This is a genomic window from Nonomuraea sp. B19D2, assembly GCF_040137845.1.
Taxonomy (GTDB): Bacteria; Actinomycetota; Actinomycetes; order Streptosporangiales; family Streptosporangiaceae; genus Nonomuraea.
Genome location: NZ_JBEFAK010000030.1, coordinates 1 through 22,760, shown reverse-complemented (window position 1 = coordinate 22,760; position 22,760 = coordinate 1). Strand labels below are relative to the sequence as shown.

Annotated in this window: 22 protein-coding genes; 7 read left to right on the top strand and 15 right to left on the bottom strand. The window is 68.4% G+C overall.

Annotated elements, in window-relative coordinates; genetic code table 11:
• Positions 1-21 precede the first annotated feature (21 nt).
• The 4 genes from ABN273_RS39530 to ABN273_RS39515 all read right to left on the bottom strand — a co-directional run bounded on the left by ABN273_RS39530 (position 22) and on the right by ABN273_RS39515 (position 4,661).
• Positions 22-801 (bottom strand): nucleotidyltransferase family protein, encoded by a 780-nt coding sequence (locus ABN273_RS39530; RefSeq protein ID WP_349454397.1) that lies wholly within the window; start codon positions 799-801, stop codon positions 22-24.
• Between the two features lie 180 nt (positions 802-981).
• Positions 982-1,557, bottom strand: coding sequence for a dienelactone hydrolase family protein (locus ABN273_RS39525; protein WP_349454396.1), 576 nt, complete (start codon positions 1,555-1,557; stop codon positions 982-984).
• A 218-nt stretch (positions 1,558-1,775) separates the two neighbouring features.
• A complete protein-coding gene (locus tag ABN273_RS39520; protein ID WP_349454395.1) occupies positions 1,776-3,368 on the bottom strand; it encodes an N-acyl-D-amino-acid deacylase family protein in 1,593 nt (530 codons plus the stop codon).
• Positions 3,369-3,380: 12 nt separating this feature from the next.
• Positions 3,381-4,661 (bottom strand): amino acid deaminase, encoded by a 1,281-nt coding sequence (locus ABN273_RS39515; protein ID WP_349454394.1) that lies wholly within the window; start codon positions 4,659-4,661, stop codon positions 3,381-3,383.
• 50 nt (positions 4,662-4,711) lie between these two features.
• Between ABN273_RS39515 and ABN273_RS39510 the strand changes: the two genes are divergently transcribed.
• Complete coding sequence (locus ABN273_RS39510) at positions 4,712-5,650, top strand: LysR family transcriptional regulator (RefSeq protein ID WP_349454393.1); 939 nt, start codon at positions 4,712-4,714, stop codon at positions 5,648-5,650.
• Positions 5,651-5,654: 4 nt separating this feature from the next.
• On the opposite strand, the gene ABN273_RS39505 is transcribed toward ABN273_RS39510, so the two are convergent.
• Genes ABN273_RS39505 through ABN273_RS39495 form a run of 3 tightly spaced genes read right to left on the bottom strand, consistent with a single transcriptional unit; the run spans position 5,655 to position 7,699 of the window.
• Positions 5,655-6,446: an SDR family NAD(P)-dependent oxidoreductase gene (locus ABN273_RS39505; protein ID WP_349454391.1), complete on the bottom strand. Its 792-nt coding sequence runs from the start codon at positions 6,444-6,446 to the stop codon at positions 5,655-5,657.
• Between the two features lie 33 nt (positions 6,447-6,479).
• Positions 6,480-7,238, bottom strand: coding sequence for an SDR family oxidoreductase (locus tag ABN273_RS39500; RefSeq protein WP_349454390.1), 759 nt, complete (start codon positions 7,236-7,238; stop codon positions 6,480-6,482).
• A gap of 8 nt (positions 7,239-7,246) precedes the next feature.
• A complete protein-coding gene (locus ABN273_RS39495) occupies positions 7,247-7,699 on the bottom strand; it encodes a 2,4'-dihydroxyacetophenone dioxygenase family protein (RefSeq protein WP_349454389.1) in 453 nt (150 codons plus the stop codon).
• A gap of 869 nt (positions 7,700-8,568) precedes the next feature.
• Here ABN273_RS39495 and ABN273_RS39490 point away from each other — a divergent pair.
• The 4 genes from ABN273_RS39490 to ABN273_RS59830 all read left to right on the top strand — a co-directional run bounded on the left by ABN273_RS39490 (position 8,569) and on the right by ABN273_RS59830 (position 14,103).
• Entirely contained in the window at positions 8,569-9,141 is a 573-nt protein-coding gene (locus ABN273_RS39490) for an RNA polymerase sigma factor (protein WP_349454388.1), read from the top strand.
• The gene (locus ABN273_RS39485) at positions 9,138-10,100 is read left to right on the top strand and encodes a CU044_5270 family protein (RefSeq protein WP_349454386.1); all 963 of its coding nucleotides are present in this window, start codon (positions 9,138-9,140) and stop codon (positions 10,098-10,100) included. The genes ABN273_RS39490 and ABN273_RS39485 overlap by 4 nt, the downstream gene beginning before the upstream one ends.
• Positions 10,101-10,365: 265 nt before the next feature.
• Positions 10,366-13,599 (top strand): S8 family serine peptidase, encoded by a 3,234-nt coding sequence (locus ABN273_RS39480; RefSeq protein WP_349454385.1) that lies wholly within the window; start codon positions 10,366-10,368, stop codon positions 13,597-13,599.
• An 18-nt stretch (positions 13,600-13,617) separates the two neighbouring features.
• Positions 13,618-14,103 carry a tetratricopeptide repeat protein gene (locus ABN273_RS59830; protein ID WP_502911196.1) on the top strand — a complete coding sequence of 162 codons (486 nt, stop codon included), beginning with the start codon at positions 13,618-13,620 and terminating at the stop codon, positions 14,101-14,103.
• 102 nt (positions 14,104-14,205) lie between these two features.
• On the opposite strand, the gene ABN273_RS39475 is transcribed toward ABN273_RS59830, so the two are convergent.
• Genes ABN273_RS39475 through cnbZ form a run of 3 tightly spaced genes read right to left on the bottom strand, consistent with a single transcriptional unit; the run spans position 14,206 to position 16,676 of the window.
• A complete protein-coding gene (locus ABN273_RS39475; RefSeq protein WP_349454384.1) occupies positions 14,206-14,598 on the bottom strand; it encodes a RidA family protein in 393 nt (130 codons plus the stop codon).
• 12 nt (positions 14,599-14,610) lie between these two features.
• Entirely contained in the window at positions 14,611-15,918 is a 1,308-nt protein-coding gene (locus ABN273_RS39470) for an MFS transporter (protein ID WP_349454382.1), read from the bottom strand.
• Complete coding sequence (cnbZ, locus tag ABN273_RS39465; protein WP_502911198.1) at positions 15,915-16,676, bottom strand: 2-amino-5-chloromuconate deaminase CnbZ; 762 nt, start codon at positions 16,674-16,676, stop codon at positions 15,915-15,917. Before cnbZ ends, ABN273_RS39470 begins: the two co-directional genes overlap by 4 nt.
• 106 nt (positions 16,677-16,782) lie before the next feature.
• On the opposite strand from cnbZ, the gene ABN273_RS39460 reads away from it, so the two are divergent.
• A complete protein-coding gene (locus ABN273_RS39460; protein ID WP_349454380.1) occupies positions 16,783-17,694 on the top strand; it encodes a LysR family transcriptional regulator in 912 nt (303 codons plus the stop codon).
• Here ABN273_RS39460 and ABN273_RS39455 read toward each other — a convergent pair.
• From ABN273_RS39455 to ABN273_RS39435, 5 genes are all read right to left on the bottom strand, one after another.
• Positions 17,647-17,883, bottom strand: coding sequence for a DUF4277 domain-containing protein (locus ABN273_RS39455; protein WP_349454379.1), 237 nt, complete (start codon positions 17,881-17,883; stop codon positions 17,647-17,649). The genes ABN273_RS39460 and ABN273_RS39455 overlap by 48 nt on opposite strands.
• Positions 17,884-18,129: 246 nt before the next feature.
• Positions 18,130-18,633, bottom strand: a complete 504-nt coding sequence (locus tag ABN273_RS39450) for a pyridoxamine 5'-phosphate oxidase family protein (RefSeq protein WP_349454378.1) — start codon at positions 18,631-18,633, stop codon at positions 18,130-18,132.
• 72 nt (positions 18,634-18,705) lie between these two features.
• The gene (locus ABN273_RS39445) at positions 18,706-20,340 is read right to left on the bottom strand and encodes a Dyp-type peroxidase (RefSeq protein WP_349454377.1); all 1,635 of its coding nucleotides are present in this window, start codon (positions 20,338-20,340) and stop codon (positions 18,706-18,708) included.
• A gap of 13 nt (positions 20,341-20,353) precedes the next feature.
• Positions 20,354-21,760, bottom strand: coding sequence for a DUF8225 domain-containing protein (locus ABN273_RS39440; RefSeq protein WP_349454375.1), 1,407 nt, complete (start codon positions 21,758-21,760; stop codon positions 20,354-20,356).
• A gap of 164 nt (positions 21,761-21,924) precedes the next feature.
• Positions 21,925-22,215: a TetR family transcriptional regulator C-terminal domain-containing protein gene (locus ABN273_RS39435; protein ID WP_349454374.1), complete on the bottom strand. Its 291-nt coding sequence runs from the start codon at positions 22,213-22,215 to the stop codon at positions 21,925-21,927.
• A 10-nt stretch (positions 22,216-22,225) separates the two neighbouring features.
• On the opposite strand from ABN273_RS39435, the gene ABN273_RS39430 reads away from it, so the two are divergent.
• Positions 22,226-22,570, top strand: a complete 345-nt coding sequence (locus tag ABN273_RS39430) for a GAP family protein (protein ID WP_349454372.1) — start codon at positions 22,226-22,228, stop codon at positions 22,568-22,570.
• The last annotated feature ends 190 nt before the right edge of the window (positions 22,571-22,760 follow it).

Here is a 22,760-nt window from a genome sequence, read left to right as displayed (position 1 = left end):
TCCCGGCGGCGATGACCTGCGTCAAGGCGCCGGCATCTCCTTCATCCGGAAGGCAGCCAGTTCCTTGGCGGCCTCGTTCAAGTCCTTGGCCGTGTCGATGGCGCGCCAGTACACCCCTTGCGGCAACTCGTAACCCGCCAGGCGGCGCTGGCGTGCGAGGCGGGGGAACGTGCTTCGCTCGTGGTCGCCGAGATCCGGGAGCATCGAGGTGAACGGGGCCGAGAAGACATAGACACCGGCATTGACCGGATAGGGCGACGGCGGAGCCTCGACGAAGTCGAGAACGTTGCCGAAACGGTCGATGTCGACGGTCCCCCACGGGAGTCGAGGGCGAGCCAGGGCGAGGGTGGCATGGGCGTCACGCTCATGGTGGAAGTCCGCCATGGCGCGCAGGCTGAAGCGGGTCCAGATGTCGCCGTTGGTGGCGTACCAGGGCTCGCTTGGGCGGGGCAGCGAGGCGGCGGCGAACTTCAGCCCGCCACCCCGCCCGAGCGCTTCGGTCTCGACCACCGGGATCACCTTGAGTGGCAGGTGTGCTGTGCTCAGCCAGTCGAGCACCACCTCGGAGAGGTAGCCGCAGGAGATGACGGCGTCGGTGACTCCCTCCGCGGCCAGCCATTCCAACTGGTGGCCGATGATGGGAAGACCGGTGCCTGGGATCTCGACCATCGGCTTGGGGCGGGTGTCGGTGTAGGGGCGCAGGCGTGATCCCTGACCGCCGGCGAGGATTACGGCCTGGGTCACCGGCCGGGACACCAGCGGCGACTCACCAGCGGACGGAATGAGATCGTCGAAAGTCATGTCCGCAATCTAGACGTAGTCGGCCTCGGGCATGGTCCTCACGATCACGTCCCGGACCGGACCGGCGGCGCGCGCCGAGCCCGGCGTCGCTTTCCCTTGCTGCCCACGTCGCCGCCCGGGATCCGCTCCAGCGGAGCGACCGCCGTCAGGCGTGACGCCAGACCGTGCGGAGGACTTGTCTCAAAGGCCGGCGAGGAAGTCGAGAGCGATCGTCCAGGCGTGCTCGGCGGCCTCGGCGTTGTAGTCGGGCAGGTCGGGGTCGGTGAACAGGTGACCCACCCCCTGGTAGCGGAAGACCTCCACGTCGGCGCGAGCCGCGCGCATCCGGATGTACCAGGCGTTCAGCCAATCGACGGGCTCGTAGGTGTCGGGGTCGGCGACGTGGAGCTGGACAGGCAGGTCGTCGGCCGAGACACCGTCGGCCATGTCGGAGGTGCCGTGCATCAGCAGCAGTCCACGGGACCGCTCATCGGCCAGGGCGAGGTTTTGCGCGAGCGCCGCGCCCAGCGAGAAGCCCGCGTACACCAGGCCGCCGTCGGCGGACAGCGGGGCGGCCGCGGCCACGGCCCGCTTCAGCAGCTCGTCGCGGCCGATCTCCTCCTTGATCGCGATGCCTTCCTCAGGCGTGTCCACGACCCGGCCGCCGTACAGATCGGGGACGTGGACGTCGTGGCCGACTGCCCGCAACCTGTCGGCAGCCTGGTGAACGGCGGGCCGCAGGCCGTACATCGAATGCAAGAGGAGAATCCGTGCCATGCGCGCAGCTTAGCCAGCGCCGGGCAGCCAGCTGTGCCTGGGACGCAGTGGGCCGATCGAGCCGCGTCCTTCTGCAGCGTAAAAGGGGGTTCGGACGGTACGGGGAAGCCGATCGCTCACCAGCTACCAGGCCGACGACATGGTCGCCACCATGGCCCAGGCAGGCGTCAGCCGCGCGTTCACCCACCTGGTAAGGCCGCCCTGCCAGAGGGTGGCACTCAGCGGAGCCGACGGACGGAACGACCGGGCCGGGCACCAGTGGGCCGCCCATCATCGATCACCCAGGTGCCGGCCACCATGACAAAGGGAATGCCCAGCGGGGGCAGCCGAGGTTCGTCGTACGTCGCCACGTCGCCGACCGTTTCGGGGTCGAAAAGCACGAGGTCGGCCAGGTATCCGGGCTTGACCAGACCACGGGTGGCGAGCCCGAGGCGGCGGGCGGGCCGTGACGTCATCTTCGCGACGCATTCCTCCAGGGTCAGCAGGTTGAGTTCACGGACGTAACGGCCGAGAAGGCGAGGGAAGGTGCCCCACGCGCGAGGGTGCGGCCGAGTTCCTGCGAGCAGCCCGTCACTCCCTACCGTATGCGCGGGGTGGCGCATGATGACACGCACGTTCTCTTCATGCCCTACGTGCTGGAGGCACGTGGTACCGAGCCGGTCGCGGACGAGCAGGTCGAAGTACACGTCCGCGGCCGCTCGTCCCTCCCGTACGGCGAGGTCGGCGAGCGTGGCGCCCACGTAGGCCTGGTTGGCGGGATCACGGACACCACTGATCTGGACGGTGCTCCAGTCGACCGGTACGCCATGGCACCCGTCGGAGCCGAGCTCTTCCAGTTCCCGTTGGAGCCACGTACGAGTCGGGAGGTCCTGCAACCGGTCGATCAACGCCGGCGGACCGCCCTCGGCCGCCCAGCTCGGCAGCAACGCGGCAAGAGTGGTCGAACCTGCGGTGTAGGGATAGCTGTCCATGCTGATGTCGCAGCCGTCGGAGAGGGCGTCATCGATCAGGCGCAGGAGGTCGGCGGCGCGTCCGGCGTTGTCAGGAAAGTTCATCATGGTGTGCGCGAGGTGGAGGGGGCAGCTTGAACGCCGCGACACCTCGATCATCTCGGCGTAGGCGGCGAGGGCGTCCCGACCGTAGCTGCGGTGGTGTGGGCTGTGGTAGCCGCCGTGGGCCGCGACCACGCGGCACAGTTCCACCAGTTCCTCCGTGTCGGCGTACATGCCGGGCGGGTAGGTCAGGCCGGATGACATGCCGACGGCTCCCTGCCGCATTCCCTCGGCGACGAGTTCGCGCATCTTGTCGAGTTCGCCGCTGGTCGGTGGCCGGTTCTCCCAGCCGATGACGAGCGCGCGCAGCGTCCCATGCGGGATCAGGTAGGCGGCGTTGACCGCGATGCCCTCGTCCAGCCGGTCGAGGTAACCGCCCACGGTGCGCCAGTCCCAGTCGAGATCCTCGGGATCGCCGTTCCAGCCGGCGAGCTGGATCCGCAATTGCCGGAGAGTCGTGTCGTCGACCGGCGCGTAGCCGAGGCCGTCCTGCCCGAGGACCTCAAGCGTCACACCCTGCGCCGCCTTCGCCACATGATGCGGGTCCATGAGGAGGGCGAGGTCGGAGTGCGCGTGCATGTCGATGAAGCCCGGCGCCAGCACAAGCCCGTCGACATCCATCACGCGTCCGGTGCCCGCCGTTGCCTGCCAGGGTTCCGTGATCTCGATGATCATGCCGGCCTTCGTGACGACGTCGGCGCGGTAGGAGGGCCGACCGCTGCCGTCCACGACCTGGGCGCCCCGGAAGGTGCAGCTCATGAGTCCATCACCTCAGAACAGCGTACGGATGTAGTCGACGACGATGCCGTCTTCGACCATGGGGATCAGAGACCACTTGTCGAAGACCGTGCAGGGATGCGAGAGGCCGCAGCCCACCCAGTCGCCGACCTCGAGCTGCGTGTCTCCCCCTACGGCGACATAGGCGTGTTGATCGTTGAGTGACACGACCTCCAGCCCCTCGACCGGCATCGAGGAGCGATCCGAACGGCGGATCTCGCGCGGGACCGGCAGCCCCACATCGAAGGAAGCGTCTCTCTTGCCGAAGTCCAGCAGCGCCAGGCCAGGCTCAGGACGGGAGATCCCCTGACTCCACAACAACAGCGCGGGTCGCAGCGCGTTCACCGTCACGCCGCGTGAGGACGGCCCGACCCCGGCATAGAAGCCGTCGTCATGGGTCACATATGCACCGCTGCGCAGCAGGACGCGCGTCGGCTGGGACAAGAGCCACGGCCCGGCCAGTTCCTCGGCCACGATGTCGAAGTACGCGCTCCCGCCCGCACTCACCACGATCTCGTCCGCCTGCTTGAACCGGCCTTCGACGTCGAACTGCCGGGTCAGCCCACCGATGGTTCGCAGGTAGTCCCTGATGCTACGCAGTGCGGCCGGTGTGGCCTCGTGTGCCACGATGCCTTCGTAGCCGGACACGCCGACGAGGCGCAATGCCGCGCTCTCCGCGACCGCGTCCGCCACCCCTCTGGCCTCCCCCAGGGTACGGCAGCCCGCGCGGCCGCCCGCCGTACCGAATTCCACGACGACGTCCAGCGGTCGCGCGCGTGGTCGCGACCGCAGCACCACATCCATCAAGGCGACCCCGCGCACGGAATCCACACAGCAGACGAAGGTGAAGCCGGGATCGGCGGTGAGCTCCGTCGCGATCCAGGAGAGCGCGGCGGCGTTGACCAGCTCGTTCGCGAGGAAGATCCGTGAGATCCCGAAGGCGCGATAGGCCCGCACCTGGGTGATCGTGGCGGCGGTCATCCCCCACGCGCCGTGGGCGGCCTGGCGGGCGAACAACTGCGGCGCCATGGTCGTCTTGCCGTGCGGAGCCAGGTCGAGGCCATGCTCGGCGGCGAACCCGGCGAGCACGGCGATGTTGTGCTCGACGGCCGCGCATGACAGGGTCAGCACCGGCGTCGTGAAGCCGGCCTCGAACAGGTCAAGGCGGGCCTCGGCAAGCTCGCCCACGCTCTGCCCCTGCACCGTGGACGGCAAGCCCTTGAAACGCCAGTCGACACGCTCCGCGTGCAGCGTCGCAAGCGCACCTTCGTCCATGTGAAACACTTCGGTGACTCCCCACGCTCGAACATCCGTTGGTAGTGGCCATGTTGATCAATGACGTCCGCCCTGAATGGCTGGTGTCCTTCCTCGCCATCGTCGACTCGGGAAGCTTCAGCGCAGCCGCGGCGACGACTCACCGTTCACAGCCCCGCGTGAGCACCCACGTCGCGGCGCTGGAACGCGCCGTGGGACTCCAGCTTCTGGACCGCCGCCGGCGGCCAGTGGCGTTGACCGACGCTGGCCGAGCGTTCGCCGCGCATGCCCGAGAGGTGGTTGCCGCCATTCAGCGCTGCGAAGGCGAGATGGACAAGTTCCGCGAGGCCAGCCGCGGCCTGGTCACACTCGGCTGCTACCCGAGCGCAAGCGCGCTCTTCCTGCCGAAGCTGCTGATTGAGTTCCAGCGCCGACACCCGGGAGTGCAGGTGGTCCTCGTGGAGGAGTCGACCCTGGAACTCGGCGCCGATCTGGTGTCGGGGAGTGTGGACATCGCCGTGCGGCCGGTCATGCCGGTACTGCCAGAGGGAAGCACCGAGCGCGTGCTGCTCTGGGAGGAGCCGCTCGTTGCGGTCATCCCCGAGCAGCATCCGCTGGCCAACCACCCGGGCGATCTGTCCCTGGAGATCCTCACCCGCGAGCCGCTGATCACCATCGGGAGATCAGACCTTCCCGAATCCGGGAACTTGGAGACCTATGCGGCCTTTTCCCAGGTCGGCCATGACATCGAACCCGTACTCATGACCAACCAGCCGCAAACCCTGATCGCCATGGTGCGCACCGGGCTCGGGATCGGGGTGACGAATCTTCTCGCCGGCCACTGCTCTGACACGAACGGTGTCCGGCTCAGGCGACTCGCCGGGGCCGCTCCCCGTCAGGTTGCGATGCACTGGCCGGCCGACCGGCCTCTGTCAACGGCCAGTCGGCTCATGTTGGACGCGCTCAGCCGCGAGCCGCTGCCCGACGGCACACACCCGCCGCGAACCTGAACCCTCAGTACTCCTCGCCGAGAATGTCGGCGGTCATCACGGCATTGCCCGCCAGAAGACCGCCGTCCACCGTCAGCGCCGTGCCGGTGATCCAGGAGGCCGCGCTGGAGGCCAGGAACAGCGCCGCGTCCGCCACGTCGTCCGGTTCACCGATCCGGCCGAGCGGATACCAGCGAGCCAGCCGCTGGTGAATGGCAGGGTCCTTCGCCAGGCGGCCGTCCCAGAACGGGGTCCGGATCGTTCCGGGGGCGATGAGGTTGACGCGTACCCCGCGCGGCCCGTAACGCACCGCCAGAGCCCTGGTGAGGCTGAGCAGTCCGGCCTTGGCGGCGCTGTAGAGATCGTTCCCGAAGTACGAGAACCCGTTCACCGAGCCGATGTTGAGGATCACTCCACTCTCGCGCTGCAGCATGCCGGGAAGCACGGCCTGCGAGCAGAGGAACGGCCCCTTGAGAGTGACACCCACATCGAGATCCCACTCGCGCTCGGACAAGTCCAAAAATGGCAGATCCAGCGTGGACGCCGCGTTGTTGATCAGGATGTCGATCCCGCCAAGAGCGAATTCGACCTCTACGACCAGACCGCGCACGGAAACCGTGTCGGCGACGTCCACGGTGAAGGCCTGGGCCCGGTGCCCCAAGTCGGTGATCGCCTTCGCGGCCTCTCTCGCGGCATCACCGTTGACGTCGGCCACCGCCACAGTGGCCCCCTCGGCGGCGAAACGTTCTGCCAGGTTCCTGCCGATGCCGGAACCGCTGCCGGTGATCAGGACGACCCGGTCGGTGTAGCGATGCATCGTCAATACTCTCTTTCTTGTCCTGGTGTGCCTTCAGCGACTCAGCCATCCGCCGTCCACGACGAGGAGATGGCCGTTCACATAGTCGGAGGCCCTTGATGCGAGGAAGACCGCGGCCCCGGCGATGTCGTCGGCCCTGCCCCAGCGGCCTGCTGGAATGCGATCCAGGATCTGCTGGGAGCGCATGCCGTCATCCTGGAGGTCCTTGGTGGTGTCCGTGATGATGTATCCGGGCGCGATCGCGTTTGCCTGCACGTTGTACTCGCCCCATTCGTTCGCGAGCGCCTTCGTGAGGCCGGCCAGCCCATGCTTGCTGGCCGCGTAGGAGGCGACGTTGAGTCCCCCCTGGAACGCGAGCAGCGACGCGATATTGATGATCTTCCCCTGTCCCCGGCGCAGCATCCTGGGACCGATCAGGCGGCAGATCCGGAAGGCCGCGCTGAGATTCACCTCCAGCACGTCCTGCCAGTCGCCGTCGGTGAACCGCTCCGCCGGCGCCCGTCTGATGATCCCGGCGTTGTTGACCAGAATGTCGATGTCCTCGGCGAACGCGCTCACCACGCTCTGCGTCTGCTGCGCGTCGGCGACGTCGAACACCGCGGTGTGGACGGTGCGGCCCAGTTTCTCGGCGCGCTCGCGGATGTCGTCAAGGTTCTCCCTGTCCGAGGCGGCGACCAGGTCCGCGCCCGCTTCGGCCAGGGCCACTGCGACGGAGTACCCGATCCCGCTGCCCGCGCCGGTGATCATCGCCGTCTGCCCGTGCAACGAGAACAGATTGTCGTCGTTTCTCATCGGAACGCCTAGAAGATTATGCGAGCGAGTTCGATACCGAACTGCTCGCAATGCCGTACATAGCGATCCAGTTTGCTGTCGGCCGTTTCGGTGCCGATGACGTTGTCCTGGTCGTCCAAATATTCGAACGGCCCGTGAATGGAGAACAGGGTGATCATTTCCGCGTCTCCGACGACTTCCAGTGTGTGGATGTCGTCATCGGCCTCGAACACGAAGTCCCCGGCCTTCGCGACCCAGTCTCGCTCAAGGTAACGCCAGGATCCCTCGAGGACGTAGGCCTCGACCGGTCCCAGGTGCCGGTGCCGGTTGACCCGGCCCGCGCGTTGGACCTTGAGCAGGTTGATCCAGCTTCCGGCTCTCCGATTGATACGCAGGGGTTTGAAATAGATGCCATCCCCTTGCGGAACCCAGGGGACTTTACTCGCGGCCAGATACAGCTCTTCTTGCGCTGATGAATGCATGAACAGATCCTGACGCCGGAACTCCGATGTTTCGAGTCACACTAACCGGTAAGACTTCTGATCGGAATCGCGCGTTTCGGATAACAACTATCCGTCTCGCGTATGAGAGTCCAGATATCGGAAGCACTGCAACAGCATTGAACGAATCTTCCCTCTCCTCGGCGAGACCGGCTCCGCCGCCGAGATCATCGACCTGCCGGCCAGGTGCGCAACTGACATCTCGTGCGCATCACGAGAGCTTGAACGCTGGCCCGGCGAGGGCGACTCTTCCGGCTCGCCGGTCCCTTCTCTGGTTTCGGGTTCTCGACGGTCCCCCAGTGCGCCGGTGAACGTCCCCGATCAGAGCGGGTACGAACAGGAGCAGGCCGGACGGTGACCGCCGTAGGAGTTGGCGACCGCTAAGGCACGCTCCAACTCTCGTCCACGACGGCGGAAGACACGTCCGGGGGCAGCGCCGCCGCTCCGAGCGACCGCAGGCCCTTCTCCGGCGCCGAGGGAGCGATCGCGTAGACGGTCTTTACGCGAGGGCAGGCAGCAGTCCTCATCGCCCCTTTCCGAGGGGTCGCAACTGAGCTGGGAGTAGTGCGTATGCGCATCCCGCTTGTCCACATCGCCCCCGCGAGGGGTCATCACGTTCGTGACCGTGATCGCCGCAGAGGACATGCCCATGCACCCCACCACACTCTGGCTCCGCGCCAACATGGATGAGGTCTTCCCTCGGCGCATGCGAGCACGAGCCGGCCCGGGGACCTGAGCCATGGTGCGCGTCGGACCGTACGGCACTATGCGGGAAAGCAATTGGGCGGTTGGGAGAAGTTCAGGTGAGTGTCGCCGATCCCGAGAGGTGCCCGTATGACGGAGACCTACACGTGACTCCTGGACCAGGCGCGGTCGAGGACGTCATAGATGCCCAGCTCGCCGCCCAGGCCGGTCGTGATCCGGCCGTTTTCTCGGCCGTCTACGACCGGTACTTCCGAGACATCTACCGGTACATCGCCGGACGGCTGGATGTGCAGGCCGCGGACGACCTGGCCGCCGAAACGTTCCTCATCGCCCTGCGCGGAAGAGAGAAGTTCGATCCCGAGCGCGGCGGGCTGCGGCCCTGGCTGTTCGGGATCGCCACCAACCTCGTGGCGCGGCACCGCAGCAAGGAGGCCCGCCACTACCGAGCCCTGGCTCGCGTGGGGGCCGAGCCGGATGCCGGCAGCCATGAGACCCGGGTGGTCAGCGCGGTCAGCGCCCAACGACTGCAGCCCCAGCTGGCGAAGGCGCTGATGAAGCTGACCCGAGGCGAGCGGGACGTGCTGCTGCTGATGGCTCTCGCCCAGCTCAGCCACGAGGAGATCGCGCAGAGCCTGCGGATCTCGTACGGCACCGTCGGCTCCCGGCTCAGCCGTGCCCGAAAGAAGCTCCGCACCGAACTGAAGGACATCGAACCATGAACGAACTGGAGATGATCAGCAAGATGCTACACAAACCCGATCCCTCCGACACCGTCGTACGCGAAGGGCGGCGTCGGCTCCAAGACGCCCAGGCACGACCGAGGCGCAGAGGCTTCGTCTGGCTGACCGGAGGTATGGGCCTCACGGCGGCCGCGGCCGCGGCGGTGGCCGTGGTGGTCACCACCAGCGGAACGCCTGCCGCGGTGACCACCGGATCGCCGAACGGAACGCCTCACAGCGCGTCGGCGATGCCGGCGCGGCTGTCCAGCACTCAGATCCTGCTCGCGGCCGCCTCCACCGCGCAGAACAGGTCCGGCTCAGGGACCTACTGGCATATCAAGGCCGACCACAGCGTGCGCGCCGGGAAGAAGACGCTTCCCACGAAGTCCTCCGAAAGCTGGGTCAGGCGCGACGGGCAGGCATGGGTGCCCTCCGACGAGGGCGACACCGTCTACGAGGCCAAGGGGCCTAAGACGTTCTCCCTGGCCGACAGCCACGTCAGTTTCTCCCAGATTGAGCAGCTGCCGACCGAGCCGGAGGCGCTGAAGGCGTGGATCGCCGACAAGGTCGACAACGGCGATGGCGATGCGGATCCCGCCGCACGCGAGTGGTTCGTGGCCAATTCCCTGGTCAATCTGCTGGGCGACTTGCCGGCTTCACCGGAGGTCCGGGCCACGGCCTTCCGTGCGCTGGCCACGATTCCCATCGTGAAGAGCATCGGCACCATGAAGGACGGCCTGGGCCGCGCCGGCGACGGCCTGCAGATCTCCGACCATGGCGTGGATCTGAAGGTCATCATCGACCCCGAAACCTCGCTCGTCCTCGGCTCCAGCTACCGCAGTGGCAAGGACGGCAAGATCTACAAGGAGGGGACGACCACGGTCCGAGTCTCGGAGTGGACCGACACGCTGCCTCCCGTGGTCCCCGAACCAGAGCGAACCGGCCCCGCCCGCGGCTGAAACACCCACGGCCGAGGGATTCGCCCGGCTGTTCTCCAGCGAGCGCGCGTTGGCGGCGCTGGCCGCGCCAGACACGATGCAATCTGCGCGTGTGTCACTGGCGACAAGGCGGACGCGGGCCTTGGCGAGGATGTCCAGGCCCATGTAGCGGCGGGCTTCGGTCCATTTGTTGGTCTGCTCGGCAAGCACCGCGCCGAACACGCCGTGCAACCAACCCAATCATCGCCCACTAGGTAGTGACATTTCCCGATGATCGGAGAACTGAGTGCAAAGAACGACAAGGTGGGCCGGTGTCGCCGTGCTCGCCGCGGCCCTGACCGCCCAGCCGGCAGTCCTGCCACAAGCGGTCGCGGAGCCGGCCGCCCCGCAACAGGCGGTCGCTGAGACCGGCGACCAGGCGGTGACCGGCGTGCGGACGGTCACGCTGGTCACCGGCGACAAGGTGACGGTGACCGGCCCGACGAGCGCGGCGGTCGAGCCGGGCGAGGGCAGGGAGAAGGTCACCTTCCTCACCGACGAGGCGCAGGGGCGGCTGCGCGTCTTACCCGGCGACGCCGCGCCGCTGGTCGCCGCCGGACGGCTGGACCCCCGGCTGTTCGACGTGACCGGGCTGCTGGAGCTCGGATACGACGACAGCCGCAAGGAGCTCCCCTTGCTCGTGACCGGGGCCTCCGGTCCCGCGCCGGCCGTCCGCGCGATGACCGGGTTCAGGTCGCTGAACGCGGTGCGGGGCTTCGCCGTTCGGCAGCGCAGGAGCGAGGCCGCGCGGACGTGGCAGGCGCTCGCGGGCGGCACGGGCAAGGTCTGGCTCGACGGGCGTCGGCGCATCTCGCTCGACGTGAGCGTCAAGCAGGTCGGCGCGCCGCAGGCGTGGGAGCGCGGGCACACCGGCTCCGGCGTCAAGGTGGCTGTGCTCGACACCGGGATCGACGCGACCCATCCCGACCTCGCCGGCCGGGTCGCGGCGCGGGCCGATTTCACCGAGGTTCAGGACGAACGCGACGTGATCGGGCACGGCACGCACGTGGCCTCCACGATCGCGGGCAGCGGCGCCGCCTCAGGCGGCGCGTACCGTGGCGTCGCGCCCGAGGTGACGCTGCTGGACGGCAAGGTGTGCGAGTCGCAGTGGTGCTCGGACTCGGCCATCCTGGCGGGCATGCAGTGGGCGGCCGAGCAGGGCGCGAGAGTCGTCAACCTGAGCCTCGGGGGCCCCGACACCCCCGGACTCGACCCGCTGGAGGAGGCCGTGCAGACGCTCAGCAAGCGTTACGGCACCCTGTTCGTGGTGGCGGCCGGCAACTTCGGCGCCGATCGCACGCTCATCTCGCCCGCCACTGCCGACGCCGCGCTGGCGGTCGGCGCCGTCAGCAAGTCCGGTGAGCAGGCCGAATTCTCCAGCCGCGGGCCGCGCGCCGGTGATGACGGCCTCAAGCCGGACATCACCGCCCCCGGCGTGGACATCACCGCGGCCCGCGGCAAGGACAGCCCCGGCGACGACTCCTACGTCGCCATGTCCGGCACCTCCATGGCTACCCCGCACGTCACCGGCGTCGCCGCGCTGCTGGCCGGGGCGCACCCCGACTGGAAGGGCGACCTGCTCAAGGCAGCCCTCATGGGCACCGCCCGGCCGCTGCCGGGCATCGGGGTCTTCGCGCAGGGCGCGGGGCTCGTCGACGCAGACCGCGGCACGAGCCAGGCCGTCACCGCCGAACCACCCGGCCTCGGCTTCGGAAAGCAGGCGTGGCCGCATGACGACGACCAGCCGGTCAGCAAGAAGATCGTCTACCGCAACCATCAGCAGGAGCCGGTGACCCTGCGCCTGGAGGTGCGTGGCGACACGTCCTTCAGCGTCACACCTGCCACGCTGACCGTCCCCGCAGGCGGGCAGGCCGAGGCCGTCGTCACCTCCGACACCCGCGCCGACGGGCCCGACGGCCTCCTCAGCGGGCACGTCGTCGCCACCGGCGAGGGTGACCTGGTCCTCAGCACGCCGGTCGGGGTCGACAAGGAGATCGAGAGCTACGACCTCACCCTCAGGCTCACCGGCAGGAACGGCGGGCCGGCCACCGAGTCCTACACGACGCTGTTCCGCCTGGACGCCGACCAGACGCCGGTCGACGTGTATCTCCCCGAGGGACCGGTCACCTTGCGGCTGCCCAAGGGCAGATGGCTGATCAGGACCACCATTCGCGACGGCCAGAGCAGGACGCTCCTCGTCCACCCGAGCCTCGATCTGGACCGGTCGCAGACCGTGGACGCCGACGCGCGGCTGGGCAAGCCGATCACGCTGACGATTCCCCACGCCGACGCCACCCCGGTGCAGGCCGAGATCGTCTACCAGTACCAGAAAGCGGACGGGACATCGCGTCACTGGGGCTGGCTCGGCGACTCCTACGAGGCGACGTTCACCGCCCAGCTCGGCCCCGCCCGCACCTATGCCGGCGTACGCACCAAGGTCGCTGAGCGATGGGCCGCCGCCCAAGTCGGCAGCCCGTACGCCTACCACCTGACCTGGTTCCACTCCGGAGGCATGGTCAACGGATTCGAACGGCGCGTGGCCCAGCACGACCTGGCCGCCATCCACACCGACTACGCCCGCCACCTACCCGACGCGGAAGCCCGCGCGTACAGCCGCGCCTGGCCGCGCGACGGCGCCGTCTTCGCCTTCCTGGCTCCCACCACGTTCGGCACGCCGTTCAAACAGGTCGAGTACGTCAACACCGACGACGGCATCCGCTGGCAACGCTACCTGTACGAGTACGGCGCCGACGGCCGTCTCAACCGCTTCGAATCGCCCTTCACGGTCTACCAGTCCGGGAAGGCGTACACGGAGAACTGGAACCGCGGCGTCTTCTCGCCCGCCCTGCCCTGGGCGGGCGCAGAGCGCCTCGACGGCGTCAGCCGCACCGGCGACGTCATCTCGACCGACCTGCTCATGTACGGCGACGGCAGAGGGTCACTCGGCAGCTCCACCCGGTCCACGCAGCGCACCGCCCTCTACCGTGACGGCACCCTGGTCGGCGAACATTCGGAGACCAGGACGAACTTCACCGTGCCCGCACGGGAAGCCACCCACCGTCTCGTCGTCGAGAGCGAGCGCGGAACACCCGCGACGCTGTCCACCCGTGTGTCCGGCGTGTGGACGTTCCGGTCCGGGCACGTGGCCGACGACACACCGACGCGGCTGCCCGTGTCGGTCGTGCGCTTCAGTCCCGCCCTCGACGCCGAGAACTCCGCCCCGTCCGGGCGGCGCTTCACGGTGCCGGTGACCGTTCAGCCGCTGGAGGCAAGCACCGCACGTCCCGTGCAGCGGCTGTCGGTGGAGGTCTCCTACGACGACGGCGCCACCTGGGCCAAGGCCGCGATCCACGGGGCAGCGGCCATCCTGCGCCACCCAGCCGGCGACGGGTTCGTGTCCCTGCGCGCTCGAGCGGTGGACCAGGCGGGCAACACGGCAGAGCAGACGATCATACGAGCCTACCGAATCCGGCCGTCGTGACCCGGTAACCATCACCCGTTGGAGTGGCCAGCGCCCAGGGCGCTGGCCAAGCGGAATGCGAGGGCGCTGGAGCTGGACCCCGGATACGTGGACGCCCTGCTCAACCGCGCCGACCTGCACCACGCACGCGGCCGGTTCGACGAGGCCAGGCAGGACGTGGAACGAGGCCTGGAGCTGAGTCCCGGCCACCCCGGCCTGCTCTGCACGCTCGGGCTGGCGCCGTCTGCGGTCCCGACACCGGCGTGCCGTCCGAGTGGCGGACCCCCGGCCGGCCGCTCCTGCACATACTCGCGCAGCTGCTGGTTGGCCGCCAGGTTGGCAATCTTGGGCCGCCGGGCTCGGCGCTCGGCGTGCCATTGCGCGACCGTCGCTCGATTCGCAGATCGGCCTCTACAAGACCGAGCTGATCAAACCCCGCGGCCCCCTGGCGACAACGACCTCGCCCGTCTGCGCTCACGGCGCACTTACGACCTCGTGCATGGTTGCGATGGAGACGGTAGGTAGTCAGTCATGTCGGGTGCGCTGCCCCGTTACTATCGGCCTGAGCGGGCGGTGGCCGCCGACGCTGTTACCCGCGCGTGCCGCCAAAGGCTGTCCCGCCGTTCCTTAACCCGGGATCATGGCCAAGGCGTCGATCTCGATGCGGGCCCCGGGATGCACCAGGCCGCCGACCCGTACGAGCGAACTGGCCGGCGGATGTTCCCGCGTGATGTACTCATCCCGTACCAGCCGGAACGCCTCCAGGTCCGCCAGATCGGTGAGGTAGATGGTGAGCTTGACGATGTCCCGGACTCCGGCACCGACGGCCGCGAGGGCCGTGGAAAGGTTCTCGAACACCTGCCTGGTCTGTTCCCGCGGATCATCCTGTCCGACGAGTTCCCCGTATGCGTCGAGCGGGAGCTGACCCGATACGGCGGCCATCCTCCCGCCGAACGCAACCACGTGGCTGTATCCGTTGGCCGGAGGCAGTCCTGCCGGCCGGAGATGGTGCTGAGGCATTGTGCAGTGCTCCTATCGATTCACAGAGCCGGGCAGGCGGACGGCTGCGACGGCGCTGACGACGAGGACGGCGGCGAAGGTCAGGATGCTGAGCGCCGCGGTGCCCGTCAGGTCACGCAGCCACCCGACGGCGTACGTCGCGAGGAGCCCTCCAACGTTGCCGATGGAGGAGACGAGCGCGAAACCGGCCGCGGCCGATGGACCGCTGAGGAACGTCCCTGGCAGGCACCAGAAGACGGGATAGTGGGCGGCCAGACACATGTTGGCGACGGTGAACGTGGTGATCACAAGGGTGAGGTGCCATGTGGCGAGGGTCGTCGACGCGAGTGCGGCGGCGCAGACCAGCAAGGGGACGGCGATGTGCCAGCGGCGTTCGCGGTGTCGGTCGGAATGCCAGGCGTTGGCGAGCAGCGCGAGAGCGCCGAAGAGATGGGGGACGCCGGCAAGGAGTCCCACGGTCCGCGGGTCGTGTACTCCCGCGTCCGCGATGAACGTCGGGAGCCAGAAACTCAGGCAGTAGGTGGTCATGAGTGAGGCGAAGCACATGAACCCGAGCAACCATACGCGGCCGGACCTGAGTGCCTGTACGAACCTCGCCGCACCATGGCCGCTGGCAGGTGCGTCCCGCATGAGTGCCGAGGTGAGGTCGGAACGCTCGTCGTCGGTCAGCCACGGCGCCGTGGCCGGGGCGTCGGGCAGCCTGGCGAGGTAGACGATCCCCAGGGCCACGGGCAGCGCCCCCTCGACGATGAACAACCACTGCCACCCGGACAGGCCGACGGTGTGGTGGAAGGCGGACATGATCCACCCCCCGAAGGGGTTGCCGATCATGGAGGCGATCGGCAGCCCGAGGATGAAGTAGCTGAGGATCCGGCCGCGCAGGGCTGTGGGGAACCACAAGGTGAGGTAGTACAGGACGCCGGGGAAGAACCCGGCCTCGGCCGCTCCGATGAGGAAGCGGATCAGGTGGAAGTGCCACTCCTCGGTGACGAACGTCATCGCAGCGGTGAGGACTCCCCAGGTGATCATGATGCGGGCCAGCCACATCCGGGCGCCGACCCTGGTGACGATCTGGTTGCTCGGCACCTCGAGCGCGATGTAGCTCACGAAGAAGAGCCCGGCGCCCAGGCCGTACGCGGCGTCGCTGAGATGCAGGTCGCTCTGCATCTGCAGCTTGGCGAGCCCGACGTTGACGCGGTCGAGGTAGGCGAGCAGGTATCCGAGTGCGAGCAACGGAACAAGCCGGACGAGCGCCTTGCGGGCGGTGGGGCCGACAGCGGCGACGGGACGCGGGGTGGCTGCCTGTGAGGGGGTGCTCATCGGAGGGTTGCCGATGGCTCGTCGGGAACGACCGTGCGGCAGTCCATCTCGAACTCCAGCCCTTTGACGGGTGGCGTCGCCTGCCACCACGCGGTACGGGTCGTTTGCCCGCACCGTCGCGAGACCGCGCCATCGAGCGAGCCGATCCCGTGGAAGCGGGTGTAGACGTTGACGTCCGCACACGCGGTCCAGCCCTGGCCGAGCGCCGACAAACGCCGCTCCATCTCGTCGAGCACCCACGTGGCCTTGGCGGCCAGGCCGTTCTCGCTGACGTCGCCGGACGCCACGGCATGGCCCGCGTACGAGTCCCGCCCCTCGGGCGCCTCGGCGCTGCCGGCGACGACGAACGTGGGCGGCACCGGGCCGGTCGCGCACCGGGCGTAGGTGAAGGCGTGGATCACAGGTTCGGCGGAAGTGCCGTCGAGGGGGCACACGTTCGTCCGCGCGACGGGGTTGGCGTCGTCGAGAAGGATGCGGAGCCGTTCGAGCTCGGCTCGGTACGTGCGGTTGAGATCGCCGAACTCGTCCTCCGTCATCGCGGTGGGGGAACGGAGCTCGAGGGCGCAGAGCGCGGTGCCCGGCAGGTTCCGATGGGCGAGCAGCCCCTCGATCGCGCGGAAGCCGTCAGCCAGCGGGAGCCCGGGTGACATCACATGCCGTCGAAGCTCGTGGCCGTCATCGGCGACGACACCGGCCGAGTACTGGGCGACCGCGGGCAGGTACGAATAGCCGCGGCCGGAGGGCGTCTTGGAAAGCATTGACACAGGTCTTCCTCGTGAGCGGTGGGTTTCAGGGTGCCCTGTTCGGCGGCGTACGCGCCAATAGAATGTTTCGCATGATGTGTTGCCTTGATGTGAATGCCTCGTGAGCTGGGCCAGTCCGTCTGTGCGCTACTTCGTCGAGGTCGCGGCCCAGGGCTCCATTCGCGCCGCGGCGGAAAGCCTGCTGGTGGCGCCATCGGCGGTCAGCCGGCAGGTCCGGCTGCTGGAGAAGGACCTGGGGGTGCGCCTGTTCGACCGGGTCGCCTCGGGGATGCGCCTGACCGAGGCCGGCACCATCGCGCTGGAGCACTTCGTCGCCTCCGCCGACCGTGACGAGGCGCTGCGTGGACGGCTGCGGGGAGGGACCGCCGCCGTCCCTACCCTGCGGGTGGGGCTGCTCGAGGGTCTCGTTGGCCTGGCCTCGGCACTGACCGCACGACTGGACCGCCGATCTCCCGGCACCCGCTTGGACCTGCTCATGCTGCCCTCGCAACAGGTGATCGAGCATGTTGCCGGCGGTGAGCTGGACGTCGGCTTCTCGTCGGGACGTCATGTGGGCAAGCACGTCCGGGTCGTTGCCACCACCGCGTTGCCGGTGCACCTGGTGGTGGGACCCGATCACGCGCTCGCCGAACGCGAGTCCGTGACGATGGCCGACCTGGCCGGGCTGCCCGTGGTGCTGCCCGACGCGACGTTCGGCATCCGGAGCGAGGTCGACCGGGCCTGCCACGAGCACCATGTCGCCGTGGACCTGGTCGGTGAGACCAACACGCTGACCCTCGCGCTGGAACTCGCGGTGGCGCGGGGAGCGGCGACGCTGCTGACCCTGCCGGCGTTGCCCCGTGACGCGGATCGGCGCGGCATCACGGCGATCCTGATCAAGGACAGGCGCCTGGCTTCGGTGCCCCTCTCCGTGGTCGTGGCCCACGATCCCCGGCGGGCGGCGGCCGACCGGCTGGGCGCCGAGCTAGGCAAGGACATGCTGCTCAGCCCCAGTGTCAGAGCCTGGACGTGACCCAAAGGCGCTCCGCATCAGCGAGGTCACCAGCGGGGCGGGCGAGGTCAGGCGGTTGGCCACCAGCACCTCGATCACCTGGCCGTGAGTCAGCTCGGCTACATCCCGCACTGGGCAGGCCGCATCCACCAGCACTCGGATCCGTAACCGCGGGCAGAACCCGGCCACCACCGGCAACGCCCCGAGCATCTTCTCGACATCCGCGTCGTCTCCGCCGACACCGGGCAGTGGCCGGGCTGCGGGCTGTGCCCGGCCCGGCCGCCCGCACCCTGCGCGACCGCCTCGCCGGCACCCGGGTCGTCCGCGACCTGCTGTAAGACGCTCAGGCGGTGGCGCCGCCGCCGATCGCGTGGTCCGGCCGGCTCGCCCGCCGTACCGCGTCGGTGACCACCACCACCGCCCGCATCGCCGGCACCACCGCCTTACCCCTGGCAGTCAGCCGCCGATGATGCCGGGGAGGCGGGTCTGGAAGTCGAGGACGCCCACCCAGGTGGGGCGGAGGGCGATGCGGGCCATCCTCGTTTCGGGATGATCGGCCTGGGCGACGTAGCCGGCGCCGCCTTCCTCTCCGAGGAAACGGCGCGCCGCCTGGGCCTGCTCGGGCACCATGCCGTCGACTTCGGTGATGGAGACGCGGCCGCGCAGCAGGAGCACGTCCGGCGGCTGGGGCTCGGTGTCGATGGTGATGGCGACGTCGGGATTGGCGCGCAGGTCACGGAGCCGCCGGGCCGGGCGGGTGATCCCCATGGAGGTGCAGTTGACGTACGTCGCCATGACGAGCTCCTCGCCCGTCCAGACGTACCAGGTCGATATCACCCGAGGCGTCCCGTCGGTCGCCACGTACGCCAGACGTGCGGGAATCGTCGAGTGCAGCAGGCGCTGTGCGACGTCGGTCTCCAGCAACCGCACGTCACCCTGCGGGAAGTCCGCCATGGTCATGTCCTTTCCCTTCATCCGAAGGTGTTGACCGCGGACCCACCGGAAACTCACCGGTCCGATTGAGATAACGCGTCATCGGCCGGTGGCGGGCGCGCCCAGGACTTCGCGCAGTGCGGTGATGGACGGCGTGAAGAAGTAGCCGCCCCCGGCGGGAATGACGAAGTCGCGTGGTGCGGCCAGGGTGGTGCCGCCCGCGGTGGGTACGGCGCATTGGCGGAGCCGGTGCTCACCGGGCTGCCCGTTCTGGCCGACGAGCATGTCGTGGCCTCCGGGGCTGCGGGGGTTGGCGGAGTCGCCCATCCACTGGCGGTTGAGGAACTCGAACTGGTCGACGATCGAGGTCTGGTACGACAGGAACAGCAGCCCGCGGTCGGCGGCCGGGTCCTGGTCGTAGAGCGGCCCGTAGGGCAGTCCGCGGCGCAGGATCCGGCGGGTGAAGGACGCCATTCGGCCACCCGCGTCGTTGGCGGCGGTACGCGAATTGACCTTGCGGATGTGCGCGAACTGCGGGCAGGTCAGGCCGATCGGGTCGGCGTCGGCGTCCGGGTGGTCGCGGTCGGTGGTCTCGCCGTCGGTGAGGACGAGGGTGCGGGCGTCGGAACCGAACTCGAAGTAGTCGTTGCGCAGCCGGTCCACGCCGAGTTCAGGGATGTCCTCGCCGGGGGTGCGGGCGACCGGCGCGCCGCTGGGCCAGCGGCCCACGACATCGGCGCCGATCTTCTCCGGGGTGACCTCCCAGGGAAGCAGCCGGCGTGCGGATTCCTCCAGGAACGCACGGAAGGCGGCCACGTCCTGCCGCAACCGGCGGAAAGCGAGATAGGAGCCGTTGCGGCTCCAGTGGGGGCCGGGCAGCCGTTCGGCGCCGCGCAACAGCGGGTCGCTGCCCTGGCCGGGGTGGCCGAACAGGAACTCCCCCGGCCACACCAGGTACTGGCCGGGGAGTCCGTACAGCCAGCACTCAGGCCGCTGACCGGCCATGTCCGCCACGTACCTGGGCGTGAGGAAGTCCCCGTCCGGGCCGTATCGGCCGCGCACACCGGGCTGCGACACCCCGTCCTGGAAGCCGAAATGCTCCGAACCGACGGCGTCGAGCTTGTGCCCCAGCTCCTCGTAGACCACGCCGAACCCGTGGTCGGCCAGTTCCCGCCGTAGCTCGTCGAGGTAGTCGCCCAGATCACCTTCGTCATCGGCGCCGATGACCAGCAGGATGTCCGGGTCGCACACCGCCCACTTGCTGTGGTGGCCCTGCTCGGCGGGGTCGGCCGGGTCGCCCAGGGCCGTCGATCGCGCGGCCATGCCCAGCTGGAACGCGGGGTCGGTGAACGCCGCGACGCTGTCACGCTGGTCGTCCGTCAGCAGTGCCTGCAATGCGGGCCGGCTGAACGCGACGCTGAGCCATACATCGCGCACATCGCCCAGGACGTCCCTGAGGCCCAGGGCGCCGGGCTCGGCCTGGCCGCTCAGGGCGGACAATTTCGCCTCAGCGCGTTGGTGTTCGAGAGCCCGTACCTGCCTTCTGGTTCTCATCACCGTGGTCAGGGTGGTGACCTTCGAGGCGATCTCGTGACACCACCGCCTCATTCGAGCGAGATGGTCGCGGTCGAGTCTCAGAGCGAGCACTGCCATGTGGGGCTTGAGGAATCCGGGGACGATGTTGCCCTGGATCTCGTCACCGTCCAGCAGGGGCTCCTCGTCCGGAGTGGTCATGGTGATCCCTCTTCTAGGCTCGGTGTCGCAGGCGCGGCGCGGTATCGGCGACGAGACGTGCTTCAGGTGCGGCGTTCTCAGCGCCGGGATAGTCGAAGGCTGGGCGCGTCCCGTCCGGGCACGCGGCGTCGCGGCTCACCAGGCGCAGGAACATCGGGTTCTCCTGTCCTTGGCAGCAGCGGCCGACGCAACCCACGGGCGTGTTGCGAAACGACCCGGGACCGGCGGCCACGCCCGTGAGCGCGACGGTGATGCGCCCGGCGAGTTGGGCGCCGTACTCGATCGGAACGCCGGCGATCCGCAGGTCGCTGACGGTGAGCGGCTCGCCGGAGGCGGGCTGCTCCGAGGGCGGCACCTCGAACACCGCCCGTGCGATCAACTGCTCGGTCAGCGAGCCCCGTTCGACCCGGAAGTACTCAGGCGTGATCGGCCTGCCGTGCGATGTCCCGTCGGGCCGGGTGATCCCGGCCAGGTCGATGTGATGGATGTACAGCCCGACCGGGTTGCGCAGGGTGATCCAGCAGCCCATCCGGGCCAGGGAATTGACGCTGGCGCCGATCGTCGGATCGCTGTTGCGCATCGGCCCGCCGTAGCGTGAGCAGCACACGAGCTCATCAGGGTTCTCGACCGGCCGGTCACCCCGCCGACGCAGGACCGTGGCGTCGGCGCCGAGCGCGATCTCGGCGACCAGCGTGTTGTCCGGCTGGCACAGATGCATCGCTCCGTGGGTGGTGTTCCATTTGTTCCACGGGTTGTAGGCACCGGCCGGGATCACCACCCGCTTGGTGGCCTCGTCGATCAGATCCTGCTGCGCCTGAAGGTCCTTCAGCTGGACGTTCTTGTCCACGTACGTGCGGTACAGCTCCAGCATCAGGGCGCGGTCACCCCGGAAGGGGTACTTGGCCGTGGAGTCCTCGTTCGCCCCCGGCAGCGTGTCACCGTGGAGCGCCTGCCAGTACTCCGGAGGCTCGGAGGTGAAAACAATCTTCGTGATCTTGCCCGAGCTGTTCCTGATCACCCGCCATTCGCAGTATTCGTCGTGCGGCCGATAGAACGTGCGCTCCCAAACTTTTCCCGTGAAGTAGCCGCCCGCGCCGTCGGCCCGTTCAGTCAGCGGGAACATCCTGTCGGCCAGCTCCACTGCCTTGGCCTGTCCGAACCGGCGCACCAGCGTGTTCGGCAACGCGTTCCACACGATCGTCTGGGCCATGTCCGGCCCCGGCGGGCTCGTGGTCAGCCAGTTGTAGTACTGGCACTTGTCCCCTGGATGCAGATTGTGGGCTTCCTGATAGGCGATGCACTCGTCGAACCAGCCGGAGACCGCATGGCTCCACTGCTGCGACTGCCCCTCGATGTGCTTGAAGTCGGGCAACCTGCCCGGCGGGTCGTACCGCCGCCCCGCACCAAGGTCCCCCGACATCGGCAACCGCCCCTTCTCGGTCAGCTACGCATGCAACAGCCTGCTCTCGCAAGAGTCCGACACAGGGTCTATAACCGCAGGTATTCGGTGAATAACACTGAGTAATGACAGATAGCTATAGATTGACCAACTCTTCAGTCACGCCGCACTGGACGTCACCGCTCTCACCGGTCTGGCCGTGCAGGAGGTACGGCTTGCAGCAGTGAACGCAGCAGTCGTGCGGCGGTGTCGGCGGACACTTCGCCGGGTGTGTTCATGATCTGGGAGGCGAGTCCGTCGACGAACGTGTGCAGGAGCGCCGCCCAGAGCTCGACCTGGGCGTCAGGGTGCGGGAGCGTGGCCTGGCCCGGTTCGCGGGTCGGCTCGCATCCGCGCAGGGCGGCGATGCACTGGCGGTACAGCGCCCGTTGGTCGCTCCACGTGACAGAGCCCCCTTCTGTAGCCCGGTCCTTCACCGTGCGCGCGATGCTGCTGCTGGGGCTGGGGACCTGGCTGTTCGAGTTCGCCACCGCCGTGCCGTACTTCGGCGCGATCGGCATCATGACCTCGGCCGGCCTGCCCGCCGTCCAATGGTCGCCGCTCCTCGGCGGGTACGTGACCATCATGGTGATCCCCGGCATGCTGCTCTTCGTCGCATGGGCCGTCCTGGGCGAACGTATGCGTGAACGGTTCGAACGGTGGCAGAACAGGCTCTCCTCTGGATCCCGCACAACACTGCGCTGGATCGTCGGGATAGCAGGATGCCTGATCTTCCTGGAGGCAGCAGACGCGCTGTTGCCGGAAGTAACCGTCGTTACTCCATGGGGATAGCGCATCCGCTGGTTCGCGGCTGCACAGCCACAGCACGGCCGCCGCGACACGTCGGCGTCGATCTGGACCGTCCCGGGAATCTTGGAGGCTACGATTCCTGCGAACTTGCGAATGACGTAGCAGATTCCTGCGCCTTATAGAAGGCGCCTTCATACTCCTTCGGTGGAATATTACCGCAGAACGAGTGGAG